At 68.4% G+C, this 19,443-nt stretch carries 7 protein-coding genes; 4 read left to right on the top strand and 3 right to left on the bottom strand.

Annotated features, from left to right (window positions below):
• Window positions 1-58: 58 nt before the first annotated feature.
• The gene (locus AC1RHV_RS11315; protein WP_192353129.1) at window positions 59-2,209 is read left to right on the top strand and encodes a lytic transglycosylase domain-containing protein; all 2,151 of its coding nucleotides are present in this window, start codon (window positions 59-61) and stop codon (window positions 2,207-2,209) included.
• Complete coding sequence (locus AC1RHV_RS11310) at window positions 2,206-3,306, top strand: tRNA nucleotidyltransferase/poly(A) polymerase-related protein (RefSeq protein ID WP_119450167.1); 1,101 nt, start codon at window positions 2,206-2,208, stop codon at window positions 3,304-3,306. The genes AC1RHV_RS11315 and AC1RHV_RS11310 overlap by 4 nt, the downstream gene beginning before the upstream one ends.
• Window positions 3,307-3,361: 55 nt before the next feature.
• Here the strand turns inward: AC1RHV_RS11310 and AC1RHV_RS11305 are convergent, their stop codons facing one another.
• The 3 genes from AC1RHV_RS11305 to AC1RHV_RS11295 all read right to left on the bottom strand — a co-directional run bounded on the left by AC1RHV_RS11305 (window position 3,362) and on the right by AC1RHV_RS11295 (window position 7,477).
• Window positions 3,362-4,549: a class I SAM-dependent methyltransferase gene (locus tag AC1RHV_RS11305; RefSeq protein WP_492300839.1), complete on the bottom strand. Its 1,188-nt coding sequence runs from the start codon at window positions 4,547-4,549 to the stop codon at window positions 3,362-3,364.
• An 89-nt stretch (window positions 4,550-4,638) separates the two neighbouring features.
• Window positions 4,639-6,438: a DEAD/DEAH box helicase gene (locus AC1RHV_RS11300; protein ID WP_054456966.1), complete on the bottom strand. Its 1,800-nt coding sequence runs from the start codon at window positions 6,436-6,438 to the stop codon at window positions 4,639-4,641.
• Between the two features lie 277 nt (window positions 6,439-6,715).
• Window positions 6,716-7,477, bottom strand: a complete 762-nt coding sequence (locus AC1RHV_RS11295; protein ID WP_492300838.1) for a uracil-DNA glycosylase — start codon at window positions 7,475-7,477, stop codon at window positions 6,716-6,718.
• A 290-nt stretch (window positions 7,478-7,767) separates the two neighbouring features.
• On the opposite strand from AC1RHV_RS11295, the gene AC1RHV_RS11290 reads away from it, so the two are divergent.
• Both AC1RHV_RS11290 and AC1RHV_RS11285 read left to right on the top strand, forming a co-directional pair.
• Entirely contained in the window at window positions 7,768-9,453 is a 1,686-nt protein-coding gene (locus AC1RHV_RS11290; protein WP_492300836.1) for a ShlB/FhaC/HecB family hemolysin secretion/activation protein, read from the top strand.
• Window positions 9,454-9,543: 90 nt separating this feature from the next.
• Window positions 9,544-19,443 (top strand): two-partner secretion domain-containing protein (locus AC1RHV_RS11285; RefSeq protein WP_492300834.1); only part of this gene is annotated, 9,900 nt, incomplete at its 3' end.

The raw sequence follows: 19,443 nt of genomic DNA, 5'->3' as shown, positions 1-19,443 counted from the left end.
AACAGGTGGATTGCCGGCATGCTGGCGTACGGCAAGGCCAGTGTATGAGGGACAGGGCATGACACAGACTCTGCAACCCGGACGGTATCAGAAAACCGCGCGGAAATCCGGGTCCGCCGCCGCCACCGAGGCCGCTCCCGGCCTGCGCCGCTGGCTGCCGCTGCTGGCGCTGTTCACCGCGGCCTGTGCACCGGTGGACGCGCAGCAGCGCAGCGCGTCGGTCAACACCCAGCCCCAGCCTCAGCCCGCCGTTCAGGCCGCGCAACCCGCCATTTCCGTGCCGCCCGCGGTGCTGGCCGGCCTGCCGCCGACTTCCCAGACCCCCGCGCTCGCCGCCGTGGTCGCTGCGCGCGAAGCCATGAACCGCAAGCAGTGGTCCGTGCTGGGCGCGCTGGTGCCGCAGGCCAAGCCGGATCCGCTGGGCATGTATCCCGAATATTGGTTGCTGCGCTATCAGTTGTGGACCCCGCCCGCCACCGGCCGGCCCACCGCCGACCTGCAGAAGTTCATCAGCGGCAATTCCGACGCCTACCTGGCCGACCGCCTGCGCGGCGACTGGCTGCTGGCCGCGGCCCGCAGCGGGGACTTCGAAACCGTGCGCAAGCTCGCGCCCGTGAAGAACAGCAATGCGCAGATCGAGTGCGCCATCCTCGATGCCAAGCACATGACCGGGCAGCGCGCCACGGCGGCGCAGGCCGCGGCCGTGTTCGCGCCGGGCGGCGCCTGCTGGGCGCTGTACGACCAGCTGGTCGCCGACGGCATCATGGGTTGGGAGCAATTGGAACCCCAGCTGCGCGACGCCATCGAAGCCAACAAGACCGCCGACGCGCGCAAGTTCGCGCAGTACATGTTCGAGCCGGGCGACCTGAAAACCTATGACCAGCTCATGAAGGACCCCATGAAGTGGCTGACGCGCCAGAGCCGTCAACCCGTGGGCCGCAACGAGAAGGAACTGGTGACGATCGCCTTGGCGCGCCTGGCGCGTTCCGACGTCAGCGTGGCGGATTCCTACCTGCGCCGCGAATGGGGCAAGTCCGGGGACTGGTCCAAGTCCATGGCCAAGTCGAACCTGGCCTGGGTCCGCGGCCAGTACGCGCTGGTCGCCGCGCTGAATCTCGACAGCCGCGCCGACGACTGGTACCACGAGGCCGGCCACATCCGCATGACGGAATACAACGCCGCCTGGAAGGTGCGCGCCGCCTTGCGCCAGCCCAAGATCGACTGGAAATGGGTCATGGAATCCATCGACCAGATGCCCGCCTCGCAGCAGGCCGATTCGTCCTGGATCTACTGGAAGGCCCGCGGCCAGGCCGCGCGCGGCAACAAGGAACAGGCCGCCACCGCCTACGCCAGCATCGCCGACCGCTTCGACTTTTACGGCCAGCTGGCTGCCGAGGAACTGGGCCGCCGCATCACCGTGCCGCCGCGCCCCGCGCCCCTCAGCGACCAGGAAATCACCGAGGCCCGCGCCAACCCCGGCCTGCGCCGCGCGATCCAGCTCTTCCGCCTGGGTTGGCGCGCCGAAGCCGTGCCGGAATGGAACTTCACGCTGCGCGGCATGAGCGATCGTCAACTGATGGCCGCCGCCGAATTGGCGCGCGCCGAGAACATCTATGACCGCGTGGTCAACACCTCCGACCGCACGGAAAAAGAGTTCGACTTCAGCCAGCGCTTCATCGCGCCCTTCGAAGGCCGCGTCACCGCCAAGGCCAACGCCATCGCGCTGGATCCGGCCTGGGTCTATGGCCTGATCCGCCAGGAATCGCGCTTCATCATGGACGCGCGTTCGCACGTCGGCGCGTCCGGCCTGATGCAGCTGATGCCGGCCACGGCCAAGTGGGTCGCGGGCAAGATCGGCATGAGCAACTTCACGCCCGACAGCGTCAACGACTTCGACACCAACACCGAACTCGGCACCAACTATCTGAACATGGTGCTGCGTGACCTGAACGGTTCGCAGATGCTGGCCAGCGCAGGCTATAACGCTGGCCCGCGCCGTCCGCACAACTGGCGCTCGACCTTCACGCATCCAGTGGAAGGCGCGATCTTTGCCGAGACCATCCCGTTCAACGAGACGCGCACCTACGTCAAGAACGTGATGTCCAACTCGGTGTATTACGCCGCCATGTTCACCGGCCAGCCCCAGTCCCTGAAGGAACGCCTGGGCAACATCGTGCCGCTGGGCGCGGAAAGCACTTCGATCCCATGACGCGGGATCCGGCCACGGACGGCCTGCAGGTCTATATCGTGGGCGGAGCGGTGCGCGATGCGCTGCTCGGCCTCCCCCCCGGCGACCACGACTGGGTCGTGGTTGGCGCCACACCCGAGGACATGGCTCGCCGCGGCTTCGTGCCCGTGGGCGGCGATTTCCCCGTGTTCCTGCATCCGCGCAGCAAAGAGGAATACGCGCTGGCGCGCACCGAGCGCAAGTCGGGGCGGGGCTACAAGGGCTTCACGTTCTATACGGGCGCCGACGTCACGCTGGAAGAGGATCTGCGCCGCCGCGACCTGACCGTCAACGCCATCGCGCAGAAGCAGGACGGCGAGCTGGTTGATCCCCTGGGCGGGGCCGCCGACGTGCGCGACCGCATCTTCCGCCACGTTGGCGAGGCCTTCGAAGAGGATCCGGTACGCATTCTGCGGCTGGCCCGGTTCGCGGCCCGCTTTGCCGATTTTTCCGTGGCGCCCGAGACCCTGGCGCTGTGCCGCCGCATGGTCGAGGCCGGCGAGGCCGACGCGCTGGTGGCAGAACGGGTCTGGAAGGAATTGTCGCGCGGCCTGATGGCGGCGGCGCCGTCGCGCATGCTGGGCATCCTGCAGCAATGCGGCGCGCTGGCGCGCGTGATGCCCGAGCTGCAAGGGGTGGAACAGACCGCGGCCGACGTGGATCGCGCGGCCGCGCAGGGCCTGTCGCTGCCGGGGCGCTATGCCTTGCTGTGTCGACTGACGCCTGAACGCGACGCCATGGGCCGCCGCCTGCGCGTGCCCACGGAATGCAACGATTACGCGCGGCTATTGCCGGAAGTGTTGGCGGGGCTGGACGCGGTGGAGCAAGGCGCCGATCCCGCGGATGCGCAACTGGCGCTGATGGAGCGCGCCGATGCGCTGCGCAAGCCGGAACGCTTTCTGGATCTGCTGGATGCGGCGGCCGTGCTGCGCTCCGTGGACCGAGCGGCCTGGCAATCGCGCGTGGCAATCGTGCGCGGCGTGGACGCCGGAGCTATCGCCAAAGCTTGCGCCGGAGAACCGGCGCGCATCAAGGAGCAGGTGCGCGCCGCGCGCCTGGAGCGCCTGCGGGCGCAGTGATTCCGCTATGGATCTGAAAACGTGGCGGCCATGCCTATGAGGCCGCCACGCGTTCCTACAGCTTGCCCAACCGGTCGCCGCGCGAGAACCCTGCCAGCGGTTCGGTGATGCCGCGTCCCACCGCCAACACCTTGAACAGTTCGCCCATCTCCGATTCGGACAAGAGCTTCTGCACGGGCGCCACGGCTTGCGCGTATTGCTGCACGTCGCTCGGATCCAGTTGCGCCAACAGATCCATCAGCCCCGCATTCATCAGGAAGCGGGCCTGCGAGGTATAGCCCAGGACTTGCATGCCGGCCTCGAGCGCGGCATCCGCCATGGCGGTGAAATCGACGTGCGCGGTGATGTCCTGCAGGCCCGGCGCGGTGAACGGATCGCCGTGGGCGTGATGGCGCAGGTGGCACATGAGCGTGCCGCCGGCCCGCTGCGGATGGTAGTACTCGCTGCGCGGAAAGCCGTAGTCCAGCAGCAGCGCCGCGCCGCGTTCCAGCCAGCCGCCCATGGCGGCGATCCAGGCTTCGCCTTGCAGGTTGATCTCGGACACGTAACCGGGCAGGGCCGGCATGCGGGCGGCGACAGCGGCGGCTAGCGCCGGCGGCGCCGGGCGGTCTTCCCAGACGAAGCCTTGCGCGGCGTCCACCGCCACGCCGCGCTCCAGCACGTCGCCCGTATCGCTCCAGCGGAAGATCGACACCGGCATCGCGTCCAGTACTTCGTTGGCCAGCACGCAGCCGGCAAAGCGCTGGGGCAGCGCGTCCAGCCATTGCACGCGCTCGCCGAATGCCGCCAGCCTTTCAGCCTGGCGGGCGCGCAGGTCGGCCGACACTTCCAGGATCAGGTAGCGGGTTTGATCCAGGCCCATCGCATCCAGTTCGCGCAGCACGCCTTCGGCCAGGGCGCCGGTGCCGGCGCCGAATTCCAGCACGGCGTCGGTCTGCGTCTGGCGCAGCACCTGGGCGGCCTGGCGGGCCAGCGTGCGGGCGAACAGCGGCGTCAGCTGGGGCGCGGTGACGAAGTCGCCGGCAGGCGTGCGGACGTCGCCGTCGGCCTCGGCCAGCTTGACGTTGCCGGCCGCGTAATAGCCCAGCCCGGGCGCGTACAGAGCCTGCGCCATCCAGTGGTCGAACGACAGCCAGCCGCCATGGGCGGCGATGGTGGCGCGCAGATGCGCGGCAGCGGCTGCGCTGTGTTCCTCGGCGGCGGGAGTAAGGGCGGGCAGGTTGGCGGGGGCGGATCGTTGCATGGTCGGGCGGTGCGTGGACAAGCGGTCATTTTCCCAAAAAACAAACCCCGCGACAGGCGCGGGGTTTGTGTTGGGTTCAAGCGGGCGGATTAGCCGCGGCGGTCAGCCGACTTGCCGAAGCGCTTGGCGGGGCCGCCGGGGCGCTTGTCGAACGAGGGCTTGCCACGGAAACCGCCTTCCGGACGGTCGCCGCCGCGGAAGCCGCCTTCACGCTGCGGACGGTCACCGAAGCTGGGACGGTCGCCAAAGCTCGGGCGGTCGCCAAAGCTGGCGCGGTCGTTGTAGCTGGGGCGCGAGTCGCGGTCGCCGCCACGGAAACCGCCTTCACGCGGGCCGCGCTCGCTGAACGGGCGGGCATCGCGCTGGGGGCGGTCGCCGTAGCTGGGGCGGTCGCCGAAGCTGGGACGCGAATCGCGGTCGCCGCCGCGGAAGCCGCCTTCGCGCTGCGGACGGTCACCGAAGGGGCGGTTGCCCTGGTAGCCGCCTTCACGCTGCGGACGGTCGCCGAAGCTCGGACGATCGCTGAAGGAACGGGCCGGGCGGTCGCCGAACGGGCGATTGCCTTGGTAGCCGCCTTCGCGCGGGCCGCCCTCGCGGTTGCCTTGATAGCCGCCTTCACGCGGCTTGAATTCGCCACGCGGGCCGCCGAAGGAACGGCCTTCGCGGTTGCCCTGGTAGCCGCCGCCGGGACGCTTGCCGAACGGCTTGCCGCCACGCGGGCCGGCGCCGCCAGCCGAGGGGCGCGGGGTGCGCTTGGGTTCCAGGCCGGCGATCACTTCGGGGGTGATCGATTGGCCGATGTAGTGCTCGATGCGGCGGACCTTATGGCGCTCGGAATGCGTTGCCAGCGTGAAGGCCAGGCCGCTGCGGCCGGCGCGGCCGGTACGGCCGATACGGTGCACGTAGTCTTCGGCTTGCATCGGCAGGTCGAAGTTGACGGCGTGGCTGATGCCTTGCACGTCGATGCCGCGGGCAGCCACGTCGGTGGCGACCAGGATGCGCAGTTGGCCGCGCTGCAGTTGCGACAGCGTGCGGGTGCGTTGGCGCTGGTTCATGTCGCCGTGCAGGGCGGCGGCGGCAAAGCCTTGGTCGGCCAGGCGGTCGGCCAGATCGTCGGCGCCGCGCTTGGTCGACGTGAAGACGATGGCCTGGTCCAGCGAGGCGTCGCGCAGCACGTGGTCCAGCAGCTGCATCTTGTGGCTGGCATCGTCCGCGTACAGCAGGCTTTGCGTGATGTTGGTGTGCTTTTCCTTGGCGCCGGCGATCTCGATGCGCTGCGGCTCGCGCATCATGCGCGAGGCCAGCTTGGCGACGGTGCCGTCCAGCGTGGCCGAGAACAGCAGCGTCTGGCGGCCTTCCGGCAGGCGGCTGACGATGGTCTCGATATCTTCGATGAAGCCCATGTCCAGCATGCGGTCGGCTTCGTCCAGCACCAGCGTGTGCACGGTGTTCAGCTTGACGCGGCCCGAGTTCAGGTGGTCGATCAGGCGGCCGGGGGTGGCGACCAGCACGTCCACGCGGCGCGACAGCGCCTTCAGCTGCGCGCCGTAAGGCATGCCGCCGACGACGGTGGCGGTGCGCAGGTCGGCCAGCTTGCGGCCGTAGGTGGCGGTGGCGTCCGTGACTTGCAGGGCCAGTTCGCGGGTCGGGGTCAGCACCAGCACTTGCACGCCGACGCCCTTGTTGGCGGGCATCTGGGCGATGCGGTGCAGGGCCGGCAGCATGAAGGCCGCGGTCTTGCCGCTACCCGTCTGCGAGGACACCATCAGGTCGTGGCCAGCCAGCGCTTGCGGAATGGCCGAAGCTTGGACGGGAGTGGGGGAGGTGAAGCCAGCGTCTTGAATGGCCGACAACAGAGCGGGCGCAAGACCCAGGTTTTCGAAAGACATTACTTTCCCTTGCCGCAATCAATGCGACGCAGTGCTTGGTCGGGCCAGGGGATTAGGCGGCCGGATCCAGGCGACGGTTGATGGAGCATCGTGCCGACCGAATCAACCGTGCGCGTGGCGCGTTCTCGTGTACTGAGTGGAACGCAGGGCGAAAGGAAAGGAGGTCAGGAATCGATGATGTTCGGCATGGGGCCGGGGCTGTGTCACCCGGCAGACTGCGAAAATTTCCGCTAAATCAAGGCGGTAAATGCCGAACTCGTTTTGTGCAGTGCGGCGATCATAACCCGAATTCGCCCTGCATGGGAATTATTTTTTTGTCCAGCTCCCAATCAATAGGGTTTTTCCCTTGGTTGGTCAGCCACTGATTGGTGGCCAGGAAGTGGCCGCAGCCCAGGAAGGGTACTGGGGGCCTTCTGGCGGACAGGGGCGAGGGGTGGTTGGACATCAGGACCAGGTGGCCGCTGTTGTCCGGGAGCAACGCCCGCTTGGCCTGGGCATGGGCTCCCCACAGCATGAAAACCTTGGGCGACGGGTCGCGCGCGACCAGGGCGATCAACGCATCCGTCACCGTTTCCCAACCACGCTTGGCATGCGAGGCGGGCTGGCCGTCTTCCACGGTCAGCGCGGTGTTCAGCAGCAGCACGCCCTGATCCGCCCAATCGCTCAGGTCGTTGCCGGCCGGCACGCGGGTGCCCGGAAACTCCTGGGCGATCTCATTGAAGATGTTACGCAGGCTGGGCGGCCGCTTGCAGTCGTCGGGTACTGAGAAGGCCAGACCTTGGGCCTGACCGGGGCCGTGGTACGGATCTTGTCCCAGGATCACCACGCGCACGTCCGACGGCTCCAGGCCGTGCAGGGCGCGGAAAGGCGTGGCCGGATAGACCACCGCGCCTTCTTCCAGGCGCTTGTCCACATGGGCGATCACGCCGGCCAGCGCGTCGGCCACGGCGCGTGTCTCGAAAGCGACTTTCCAGGCGGAGGAGAGCTGCGCGGCCTGAGTGGCCAGGGAGGAGTGGAGTAGGCGGTTGTCCTGGTGCATGGGCGCAATTGTGGCACAGCCTTCCGAGGACGCCGGGCGGGGCATTGAGGGCCGAAAAAGCGCTCTTCTACTGTCAACTATCAGAATTTTCTGGTGCGGAACGGCCTGCCATTCGCTTAACTTGCGACAAATCTTGCTGACCAGAATTCGTGCATTGCGCCAAACAACCAGAACCGCGCATTTGCACGTAGTCCCTCCCAAATGAAAACGAACAGACCTTTGCAGGTAGGCGCAATCGCTGCATCCGCGGGCGGTTTCATTAAGAAAAATCCAGAAGCAATGGCTTTCATATGAAGCTGACCGCAGTGGCCTTGCTGGCGGTGTTCGCATCCCCCTTGGCAGCCCAACCCATACTGCCCGCGGCCGCTGACCGCGCCACCGAGATCCAGCGCCGCCAGGAACAGGAGCTCGAGGCGCAGCGCGCGCGCGCCGCGCAGCGTCCAGACGTCCTGTCCGCGCCCGAGGCGCCGGCCGCGGGGGAAGGGCCGCTGGTCTTTCCCGAGGAAAGCCGGTGCTTCGTGCTGCGCGAAGTGCAATGGGACTCCCCCGAACCGCCGTCGGCGCTGCGCCGCGCGGCCGAGTCCGCCATCGGCCCCTGCCTGGGCGGACAGGGTTTGAAGAAGTTGCAGGAGCATTTGCACGCGCTGCTCATCGCTCAAGGATTGATCACCGCGCGCGTACTGGTGCCGGAGCAATCCTTGGCCGCAGGCGAGTTGCAGTTGCGTTACGTGCCAGGCCGCATTTCGGCAGTCCAGAGCGAGGGCGCCGCGGGCTGGTGGCGCACGGCGCTGCCGACCGGCCCGGGCGGCGAACTGAATCAGCGCGATCTGGACCAGGCCTTGGAAAACATCCGGCGGCTTGGCGGCCAGGCCGATGCCACCATAGACGTGGAGCCAGGTCCGAGCGTCGGCGACTCCGACATCCTCATCAAGCCCGGCAGCGGCAAGCGTTGGCACGCCTACCTGGGCGGTGACAACGGCGGCATGGAGTCCACCGGCAAGGAACAGATCAACGCCGGCCTCACGCTGGATTCTCCGTTGTTCCTGTATGACCAGTTGTCGGTTTCATGGAACAGCAACGCCGCGCTGCGCCGCGATGACGCCGGAACGCGCGCGGCCTCCATGAACTACAGCATTCCCTTCGGGTACTGGACGCTGTTCGCCGGCGCCAGCCGTTCGCGCTATCGCCAGACCGTGGCGGGTCTGGACGAGCCGGTCATCTACGGCGGCACCACCAAGCAGATCGAGGCGGGCGTGTCCGTGGTGCCTTATCGGGCTGGCGCCTACAAGGGCACGGTGACGCTGAAATTCCTGCGCAAGCGCGTCAACAGCACGATCAACGACGTCGATATCGACGTGCAGCGACGCGACATCGCTGGCTATGAGTTCGGTTATGGGCATCGCCAGTACATCGGCCCCGCCGCGCTGGACGTAGGCGGCGGCGTGCGCGGAACGCTGCCGCAGTTCTCCGACCGTCCCGGCTACATCTACGGCGATCCCGACTGGAACGGGCGCAGCACCCTGCTCACGGCCAACGCCGGACTGCATCTGCCGTTCAAGGTGGCGGGCCAGCAAGTGGCGTATCAGGCCAATTGGCAGATCCAGCACGCCAAGACCGCGGTGGTGCCGGCGGACTACTTCACCATCGGCAATCGCTACGCCGTGCGCGGCTTCGATGGCGAGATGACGCTGGCCGCCGAAGACGGCTGGACGTTGCGCCAAGACCTGTCGCTGAACCTCGGCGATCTGGGTCAGCAGTTCTACACCGGGTTGGACGTCGGACGGGTCGGAGGCCCGTCGGCGGAGTACCTGTCCGGCCGCACGCTGATCGGCGCGGTGACCGGCATGCGCGGCCGGATCGCCCTGCCCGGCCTGAGCGCGAGTTACGACCTGTCGGCGGGTTGGCCCTTGAAGAGACCAGAAAGCCTGAAGACCCAGAGCACCGTACTGGCTGCGTCACTGATGTTCGAGTTTTAGCGTCAAGCGCGGCCGGGCCACGCCCGCGCCTCGCTCCTTGCGCCGCGAGTCCCGCAGCGCGCCACAAGAACCGACTACCGAGTGTGCCTCATGTCCAAATTCCGTTCCGCCATCGTGTGGCTCGTGCTGTACACCCAGGTCTGGACGCCGGTCCTGGCGCAGACGCTACCTATCTCAGTGGACCGGAATGCTCCGGGCCAACGGCCAGTGGTGGGCGTGACCAACGGGGTGCCGGTCGTGAACATCGCGCCGCCTTCCGCGGGCGGGGTGTCGAACAACAAGTTCACGGACTTCAACGTCGGCCGCTCCGGCGTGGTGTTGAACAACAGCGGCGGGGCCAGCCAGACGCAACTGGCGGGCCAGGTCGCGGGCAACCCCATGCTGGGCAACCAGCGCGCGACGACCATCCTGAATCAGGTCACTGCCCCCAATCCGTCGCAGCTGGCCGGCGCGCTTGAAGTGGCGGGCAACCGGGCCAATGTCATCGTCGCCAACCCGGCCGGCATCACCTGCAACGGCTGCGGCTTCCTGAACGCGGACCGCGCCACGCTCACCACCGGCAAGCCCGCTGTCGGGCCAGACGGCAGCATCGGTCTGGACATAGCGAGCGGCAAGATCCGGGTCGAAGGCGACGGCCTGCTCGGCGGGAACGTCGGCCAGGTGGACCTGATGGCGCGCACATTGGAGATCAACGCGGGCATCTGGGCGCAGCGCCTGAACGTAACGGCGGGTGCATCGCGGGTGGATTACGGCTCTGGCGCGGTGTCGGCTCGCGAAGGCGAGGGCGCCGCGCCTGCGGTGGCGCTGGACACGGCGGCACTGGGCGGCATGTACGCCAACAGCATACGGCTGATCGGCACGGAAGCCGGCGTGGGCGTGAACGTGGGCGGCAATCTCGTGGCGCTTACGGGTGATCTGGAGGTGAGCGCCGCCGGGGACCTGCGCATCACTCCCAGCGGCACCGTGCAGGCCGCGAAGAACTTGCAGATGGCGGCGGGCCGCGATCTTGAAGTGGCAGGCGCGGCGCAGGCGTCGGGCACGGTGGCTTTGCGCGCAGGCGGGCAAGCCGCAATCCGCGGGGCGGTGAGCGCGGGCGGGGAACTGGCGGTCAACGCCCTGGGCGACGTGACCGTGGGGGCGCAGGGCAGCCTGCAGACGCAGGACGCGCTGCGCATGGCCGCAGGGCGAGACCTGGCCTTGTCGGGCTCTCTGCTGATGGGCGATCAGGATCTGAGCGCGCAGGCCGGCCGCCATGTGCGCGCCGGCGTTGCGACCCGCGTGCCGGATCCTGTGCCGCCCGTGACCGGCGGTTCGGATTCGGGCGGCGACCCGGCAACGGACGCTGGTTCGGGTACGGGTTCGGGGTCCGGCCAGGATGGTAATCCGCCGCCGGCGAAGTCCGGCGAGACGGCAGCGGGCGATGGCTCCGCGGGCCTGGTGTCGGCCAAGGGGACGGTGGCGCTACAGGCCGCACGAGACATCCAATTGCCGGGCCGCGTCGTCGCATCGCGCGAGTTGCAGGTCCAGGCCGGCGGCGAACTTTCATCCGCTGCGGGCGCGAAGTTGCAGTCGGGCAAGTCGATGAGCCTGCGCGCGGGCGAAGACGTGAGCCTGGCAGGGTCGGCGTTGACGGATGGCGCGTTGTCCATCGACAGCGCGCGCGGCCTGAAGGTGGACGGCAGCGCGCTGGCCTACGGCGGCGCGCTGCAGATGCGCAGTGGCGGCGATATCCAGCTGGGCGCCGCCAGCAAGACGCAGGGACACGTCGTCGAAGCCATGGCGACACGCGACTTGCGGGCTGGCGGAACCATGGCGGCGGCGGGCGACGTCCGCCTGCAAGCCGGCCGTGATACGGCTGTCTCCGCGGCCATCGGCGCCGATGGCGACCTGACGCTGGAAGCGCGGGGCGGCATGCAGGTGAGCGGGCAACTGGCCAGCACCGGCAAGGCGCGGCTGCAAGCAGGCGGCGACGCGGCGCTGACGGGCAGCGTGCGCAGCAATGGCGACCTCGACGTCCGGGCGGACGGCAAGCTGTCGCTAGATGGTACGGCCGGCGCCACGGCTGGCGCGCTGAGGCTGGCATCGGCCGGCGACCTGAGCATCGGCGCGGGCGGCGTGGCGCAGGCGGGCGGCCTGGCGGACCTGCGCACGGGCGCTGCGTTCCGGTCGGCGGGCGAGGTGTCATCAGTACAGGCGTTGACGGTGGCGGCCGCAGGCGATGCCGCCGTCGATGGCAAGCTGCTTGCCGGAGGTCCGCTGTCGGTGGATAGCATCGGCAAGCTCGTCGCGGGCGCGGGTTCCATCCTGCAATCCGAAGGCGCGATGCAGTTGCGGGCGGGACGCGAACTGACCCTCGCTGGGGTTGCTGAAACCAATGCGGGATTGGCGTTTCAGGCGGGTCAGGGCATGCGCATCGACGGCAACGCTCTGGCGTATGGCGGCACCTTGTCGCTTGCCGCCGGCGGCGATCTGTTGCTGGGGGCTGCTAGCCGTACCCAGGGCGTAGGCATCGCAGCACGAGCCGACGGCGACCTGACCGCAGCCGGCGCCATGGGTTCACGCGCAGACATCGCATTGACCGCCGGCCGCGACATATCGCTCGCCGGCAAAGGTTCGACGGCCGGGAACCTGGATCTGCGGGCCGCGCGCGACTTGCGAGGCAATACGCAGGCGCAGTGGGAAGTCGAGGGCGGCGTGGCGGCGCAAGCCGGTCAGGATCTGGCGCTCGCGGGCGCATTGCAAAGCAATGGCGGCATTGAATTGATCGCCGCGCGCCACGCAACCGTGGATGGCACGTTGACCGCCGCCACGGGCGCTTTGCGCTTGGCAGCAGGGAGCGACCTGGCGATCGGCGCGCAAGGCCGCGTGGCGGCCAAGGGGCGTGTGGAAGCCCTGGCGGGCGGCGATCTGCTGGTCTCCGGCGCCTTGAGTTCCCTGGATGAATTGTCCGCGCAGGCGGCGCGCAACGCCTCGGTAAGCGGCAAGCTGTACGCCGCGGGTCCGCTGGATCTGCGCGCGCGCGGGGATCTCGCCCTCATCCAAGGCGGGCATGTGCAAAGCGACCGGACGCTGCGCCTGAACGCAGGCCAGGATCTCACATTGGCCGGCACGACGTTGACCGATGGCGGCATGACGCTGGAAGCCGTGCGCGATTTGCGCGTGGCAGGCGATGCGTTGGCGTTCGGCGATCGCTTGCGCGCATCCGCCGGGCGGGACTTGTCGCTGGGCGCTGCCAGCAGATTGCAGGGCAAAGGCGTGAGCCTGGACGCGGCCCGCGACGCGCGGGCCGACGGCACGCTGGTGTCCACGGCCGATGCGGCGCTGACGGCCGGCGGCGATGTCGCGGCCCAAGGCACGATCAGCGCAGACGGCAGGTTGGACCTTACCGCTGGCGGGACGGCGCAAATCGCCGCGACGGGTCGGATCGAGTCGGCTGATGTCGCGCGTTTGAGCGCGGGCGGCGACGTAACCATGGCGGGTGAGCTGCGCGGCAATCAAGGCGTGAGCCTGCAAGCCGCAGGCGACCTGAAGCTGGATGGCGTGGCCGCCTCGGCCCAGGGCGAACTCGCATTGCGCGCCGGGCGGGATATGGCTTTGGGCGCCGGCAGCCAGGCGCTGGCTGGCGGCGCATTGAGCGCACTGGCGGGCGCCTCCCTGACGGCTGCCGGCATTGTGTCATCGCTGGCCGATGTGGCGCTGGACGCGGCCGCGGACCTGACGCTCAAGGGCCAGACCTTGGCTGTGGGCGATCTGCGATTGCGCACGGACGGGACGCTGGCTTCGACCTCGGACGCGCGCATACAGGCCGACGGCTCGGTGGTCGCGGACGCGGCCACGGCCGCGCTTGCCGGCCAGTGGATCGCCGGCCGCAGCGCAGATCTGCGCACCCGCGGGGACTTGAAGGTCGACGGTTCCGTCCTGGCGCGCGACGGCGCGCTCTCTGCTGTCAGCGGCGGCGATCTCGCGCTGGGCGCGGCGGGCGCGTTGCAGGCAGGCGGGCTGTTGGAGGCGCAGTCCGGCGGCAAGCTGATTCTTGACGGGACCCTCTCCGGCGAGAAGGATATCCGCCTGACGGCCACGACGGATGCGCTGTTGAACGGCAAGACGATCGCCAACGGCCTGTTGAACGTCACGGCTGGCGGAGATCTGCGCGTGGGCAAGGACGGGCTGGCGCAAGGCAGCCGCAGCCTGATGCTCGACGCGGGACAGGATCTGCATATCGCGGGCACCGCCGGCACGGCAGACGGCGCGGGCAGCGGCGGCACGCTGCGTGCACAAGCGGGCCGGGATCTCTTTGTGACCGGCGTGGTGACCGGCGGCACACCAGCCAGCCTCGCGGCGCGCAGGCATATCGGCATCGATGGCACCGTCACCGCGCTGTCTGGCGGATTGACCGCCGACGCCGGAGGCGATCTTAAAGTCGCTGCCGGCGGCCGCATGCAGGCCGCCACGGACCTGTCCCTGCTCGCAGCGGGAGATGTCGGCACCGACGGCACGCTGGCTGCCGGCGGCGCGCTGATGCTGCAAGCCGGGGGCGACGCCAGGTTGGGTGGCGTGGTGGCCGCGTTGGGCGAGATCGCCACGTCCAAGGCTGGCGACATGTCCGTGTTGGCGGGGCGTGACCTGATCGTCAAACAGGGCGCCCAGGTGCAGGCAGCAGGCGCCTTGAACGCGCTCGCGGGCCGCGACCTCTTTGTCGCTGGCGCTTTGGCGTCGGTGCGCGACCTGGCCTTGGCGGCTGCACGCGATGCGCGAGTGGAAGGGTCCGTTGCCAGCGATGCCAATCTGACCATGACGGGCCGGAATATCGTAGTGGGCGCGAACGGTCTGGTGCAGGCCGCAAACAAGCTCGCCGCGACGGCGGACGAACTCCTGGACGTGGCGGGCCGCATGCTGGCCGGCCGCGAACAGGCCCTGACCGCGGGTGACCGCGTCAAGATTGATGGCACAGTCGCGGCGCTGCAAGGCGACCTGTCGCTGCAGGCCGCGCGCGGCGATCTGACGCTCGGCGCCGGTTCGCAGGTGCAGGCGGGCGGCGTCCTGGTTGCCGCTGCGGGCGGCACGTTGCAGACGTTGGGGTCGGCTTCCGCCGGCCGCGGTCTGACGCTGCGCGCGGCCAAGGACGCGCTGCTCGGCGGCATCATCGCCACGCAGGCGGGCGCGCTGTCCGCCAGTGCGGCGGGCGACTTGCGGATCGCCGCCGACGGCCGCCTGCAATCCGCGGCCGCACTGATCCTGGACGCAGGCGGGAAGCTCGCCAATGCGGGCGTGGCCGTGGCGGCCACGAATGCCACCCTGACCGCAGGTTTCTCGCTCGCCAACACCGGCGCGGTGCTGGCCGGCGGCGATCTCGACGTTCGCACCCAAGGCCTGCTGGACAATGCCGGCAGGCTGGCTGCGGGCGTGGGCGCGGATGGCGTGCTCAATCAGCCAGGCAGCTTGCGTTTGACGGCAGGCTCCATTCAGCATGCCGGCGCCAGTCTCGCCGGCAAGGACATGACGCTGACGGCCACGGACTCGGGCGCGGCGGCGGGCGATATGTCGCTCGCGGGCGGTACGCTGTCGGCCAACAATCTGATGACGCTGTCGGCCAAGGGCGATATCGACACCGCCGGCGCAACCCTTCATGGCGGCGGCCTGGACTTGTCCGCCGCCAACTTGCGCAACGCAGGCGGCAAGATCACCTCCGCCGGCGATGCCCGCATCGATCTGGGTGCGGGCGGGACGCTGGACAACACCGGCGGCCTGATCGCGGCCGCGGGCAACGCGCGCATCAATGCGGGTACGCTGGACAACCGCGATGGCACGGTGGCGGGCGGCGACCTGAACGTCACCGTCGCGGACACGCTCAACAACCAGCGCGGACTGATCCAGGCCGATCGGACGCTGACGCTGTTGGCGTCCCGCCTGGATAACCGCGACACGCTGAATGGCACCGGCACGTCCGCGCGCGGCGTGTTGGGCAAGATCGTGAGCATCGTGGCCGACGGGGTGGACAACCGGGGCGGCGCCGTCAACGCGGGCGAGAGCCTCGCCATCAAGACCAGGGAGGTCGACAACACCGCCGGCGAAGTGGTCTCGCAGGGCGACGCGCGCATCGAGACCGACACGCTGAAAAACGTGCAGGGCAAGGTGTTGGCCGGCAAGAGCCTGGCCGTCATCGTCAAAACCCTGGAAGGTCTGGGGGTGGTGGAGTCCGCCGGCGATCTTTCCTTCGAATATGCCGGCGCGCTGAACCAGAGCGGCGACATCATCGCGGGCCGCGACCTGAACCTGGCGGTGGGTGGCGCCATGGACAACAGCGCCCGGCTCAGCGCCGGCCGCGACCTGAACATCAAGGCCGACTCGTTGCACAACCAGGCCACGGGCGAACTGCTGGCGGGGCGCAACAACAACCTCAACGTCACCAATGGTCTGACCAACGAGGGCTTGATAGACGGCGGCGTCACCAACATCAGGGCCGGCAGCCTGAACAACCTGGGCCGCATATTCGGCGACGCCATTTCCATCGGCGCGGGTACGCTGGTCAACGACGTGGGGGCGGGCGGCGGGGCCGTGATCGCCTCGCGCGGCGATCTGGATCTGGGCGCCACCAACCTCGTGAACCGCGAGCATGCGCTGATCTACGCGGCGAAAGACCTGCGCATCGGCGGCGCGCTGGACGCCATTGGCCGCGCCGTCGGCCAGGCCGTGTCGTTGATCAACGCATCGGCCACCATCGAAGCCGCCGGCGATGCCCGCATTTCGGCCGCATCGCTGATCAACCGGAACGATCACTACGCCAACGAAACCGTGGTGGTGTCGTCCAAGCCCAAGGTGTACTTCACGCCAGAAGGCACGACGGACATGTACGACGCCGAAACCAACTGGCTGTGCGACGAAGTCACGCCCATGTGCAGCAAGGATCCGGCGTGGCTGAATGACGATCCCGAACGCAAGCTGTTGTTGCCGTCGACCAAGTACCCGGCGGATCGCTACGGCCCTCCGTTCGATTATGTGCCGCGCACCAAAGGCAAGGCGGGCCGGGATGTGCCCATTCCGCCGGCCTATGCCAAGGCCTACGACGTCTGCTCCGGCGGCGATAACGGCGGCGACTGCACGCAAGTGCCCGAAAAGTTCAAGTATGCCAACGATGCGCGCGTATGGGCGGTCTTCGGCGTGACTCCGCCCGCGGGCGATATGCCCGTTTGGCGGGAACCGGATCGTCCCTGCAGGACGAGTGCCGAATGCACGGCGGAAAGCGAACGCCGCAAGGCTCACGACGAGGCCTATGCCGCCTACAAGGCCCGGCATTTGGAACTGGACGCGCGCATCCACGAGTTCAACGCCGACCACGCCAATCGGTTGGTGGGCAATTTCACCTACTACCAGGTGACCGAAACCGTCACCGAATCGCGCACGACCTCCACCGATCCCGCCCGCATCCTGTCGGGCGGCAATATGACGCTGACCGGCGCCGTCACCAACAACAAGAGTCAGATCGCGGCGGGCGGCGCGTTGTCGATATCCGGACCGGAAATCAACAACATCGGCGCCGGCGGCACGCGCACCATCACCCGCAACGGCACGGCAACCGTGACGCAGGAGCGCCGCCGGGACCGCAAGGAATACTCCACTCCCTACACCGTCACGCTGGCCGCCCAGCCCATCGAATTGCCCATCGCCACAGCGGGCGGCAATGTGCAGGTCGGCCTGAGCGGCAAGACGCCCGGTTCTACGGCGATCGGCAAGCCGGGCGCGGTTCAGGTCGCCAGCCTCGACCTCCCGGGCGGCAAGGCCGTCCGCACCGTATCCAATCCGGCCAGCATTCCCGACAGCCAACTGTTCACCATCAACGGCCGGCCGGACGCGCAGTACATCGTGTCCACCGATCCGCGTTTCACGGGCCAACGCCCCTACGTCTCCAGCGACTATCTGTTCGACCTGCTGCGCCAGCCCGGCGCGTTGCCGGGAACCTCGATCGACAACACGGCAGGCGCGGGCGCTGGCCTGACGGGAGATCGCAAGCAGGGGGACAACCCGTCTGGCGGCGTCAACGCCAATACAGGCGCCGATGGCCATGTGTCCGGCGGTTCCTCGGGGACCGGGGTTGCCGCCGGCGGCGCGCTGACCGGGTCCCGGCTGGGCGGTTGGGCCGCGCTGATTCCGCCGGGCGCCAAGTTCCTCACGCCCTCGGGCCAACCCAGGCGCCTGGGCGACGGCTTCTATGAACAGAAGGCGGTGTCCGACCAGATCCTGGCCACCACCGGCCAGCGCTTCCTGGAGAACTACAGCGACAACGACGCGCAGTACAAGGCCCTGCTCGCAGCGGGCGCCAAGTTCGCGCTAGACAACGGCGTCAAGCTTGGCTCCGCGCTGACCGAGGCCCAGCAGCGTCAGCTCACCACCGACCTGGTCTGGCTGGTGGAACAGACCGTCACCTTGCCCGACGGCAGCACCGAAACCGTGCTGGTGCCGCAGGTCTACCTGGTGGTGCGCGAAGGCGACCTCAAGGGCGACGGCACGCTCATGGCCGGGCGCGATGTGAAAATCGCCGCCGAAGGCAAAGTCACCAATAGCGGCACCATCGGTTCGCGGCAAGCCACCGTCGTCACCGCCGGCAACATCGTCAACCAAGCTGGCGGCACCATTCAGGGCGGCAGCGTCAATCTCGCCGCGCGGGAAGACCTGGCCAACATCGCGTCCCTGATCAAAGGCGACAAGGTCGCCCTGACCGCCGGGCGCGACATCGCGCTGACCTCGACCGCCGGTTCCGAAAACCACGGCAGCACCTGGGGCACGCACCTCACCGGCGTGGCGCGGGTAGAGGCGGGCACCCTCGACATGCAGGCCGGCCGCGACCTGACGCTGACCGCCGCGCAGGTCATGGTCAAGGACGACGCGCGTCTGCAAGCCGGTCGCGACATCACGCTGGCCACGCTGACGGAAAGCCATGGCGAAAGCATGGCGCTCAACCGGCGCAATCGTCATGACCTGAGCACCAGCAAGGAAATCGGCTCCGTCATCGACGCCGGCCGCAACCTGACCCTGATCGCAGGCCAGGATGTCAACGCTCGTGCGGCCGATGTCACCGCCGGCAAGCAGTTGGCGGTCGCGGCGGGGCGCGACATCAACCTGACCGCGGGCGTGGAGACGGGCTCTGCGCGCGACGAGGTCCACTACAAGACCAAGGGCTTCCTGTCTTCCAAGACCACCCACACCATCAAGTCGGGCGACTGGACGCAGGCGCAGGGCTCGACCTTCACCGGCGATACCGCCGTGCTGATGGCCGGAAGGGATTTGAACGTCATCGGCTCCAACGTCGGCGCGCAGAAGAACCTGGTCATGAACGCCGAGCGCGACGTGAACATCCTGCCCGGCGTCAACACCACGGACAGCTATGACTACAAGAAAGTCACCAAGTCCGGTCTCGGCGCGACCGGTGGCTTGAGCTACGGCAAACGCCAGCAGACAGACTCGCTCGATGGCAAGAAAGTCTTCCACACGGCCAGCACCGTGGGCAGCGTCGAAGGCGACGTGCTCATCAACGCCGGCAAGACCTTGAATATCGTGGGCAGCAACGTGGTCGCGCCCAAGGGCGACGTGACCCTGATCGGCCAGCAGGTCAACATCGCCGCCGCCCAGGACTCCGCCCGTGAAAGAGAGTTTCACGAGGTCAAGCAAAGCGGCCTCAGCATCAACGCCAAGAACCCCTTGCTTGATGCCATGCAAACCGCGAACCGCATGGGCAACGCCGCCGGCAAGACCGACAACAAGATCATGAAGGCCCTGGCCTTGGTGACCACGGGCGTGGCGGCGGTCAACACCTACGATGAAGTGATGGCGGACCCGCAGAGCGCGGGCGGCGTGACGCTGAGCCTGGACATCGGCAGCAGCAAGACCCAGACCATCACCAACCGCAACACGACGTCCTCGGTCGGCTCCAACATCGCGGCGGGCAAGGACCTCACCGTCATCGCCAAGGGCGCAGGCGCCGATTCGGACATCACA

The organism is Achromobacter sp. GW823-FHT04E03 (assembly GCF_058796095.1).
This window is presented reverse-complemented; position numbering and strand designations above follow the sequence as displayed.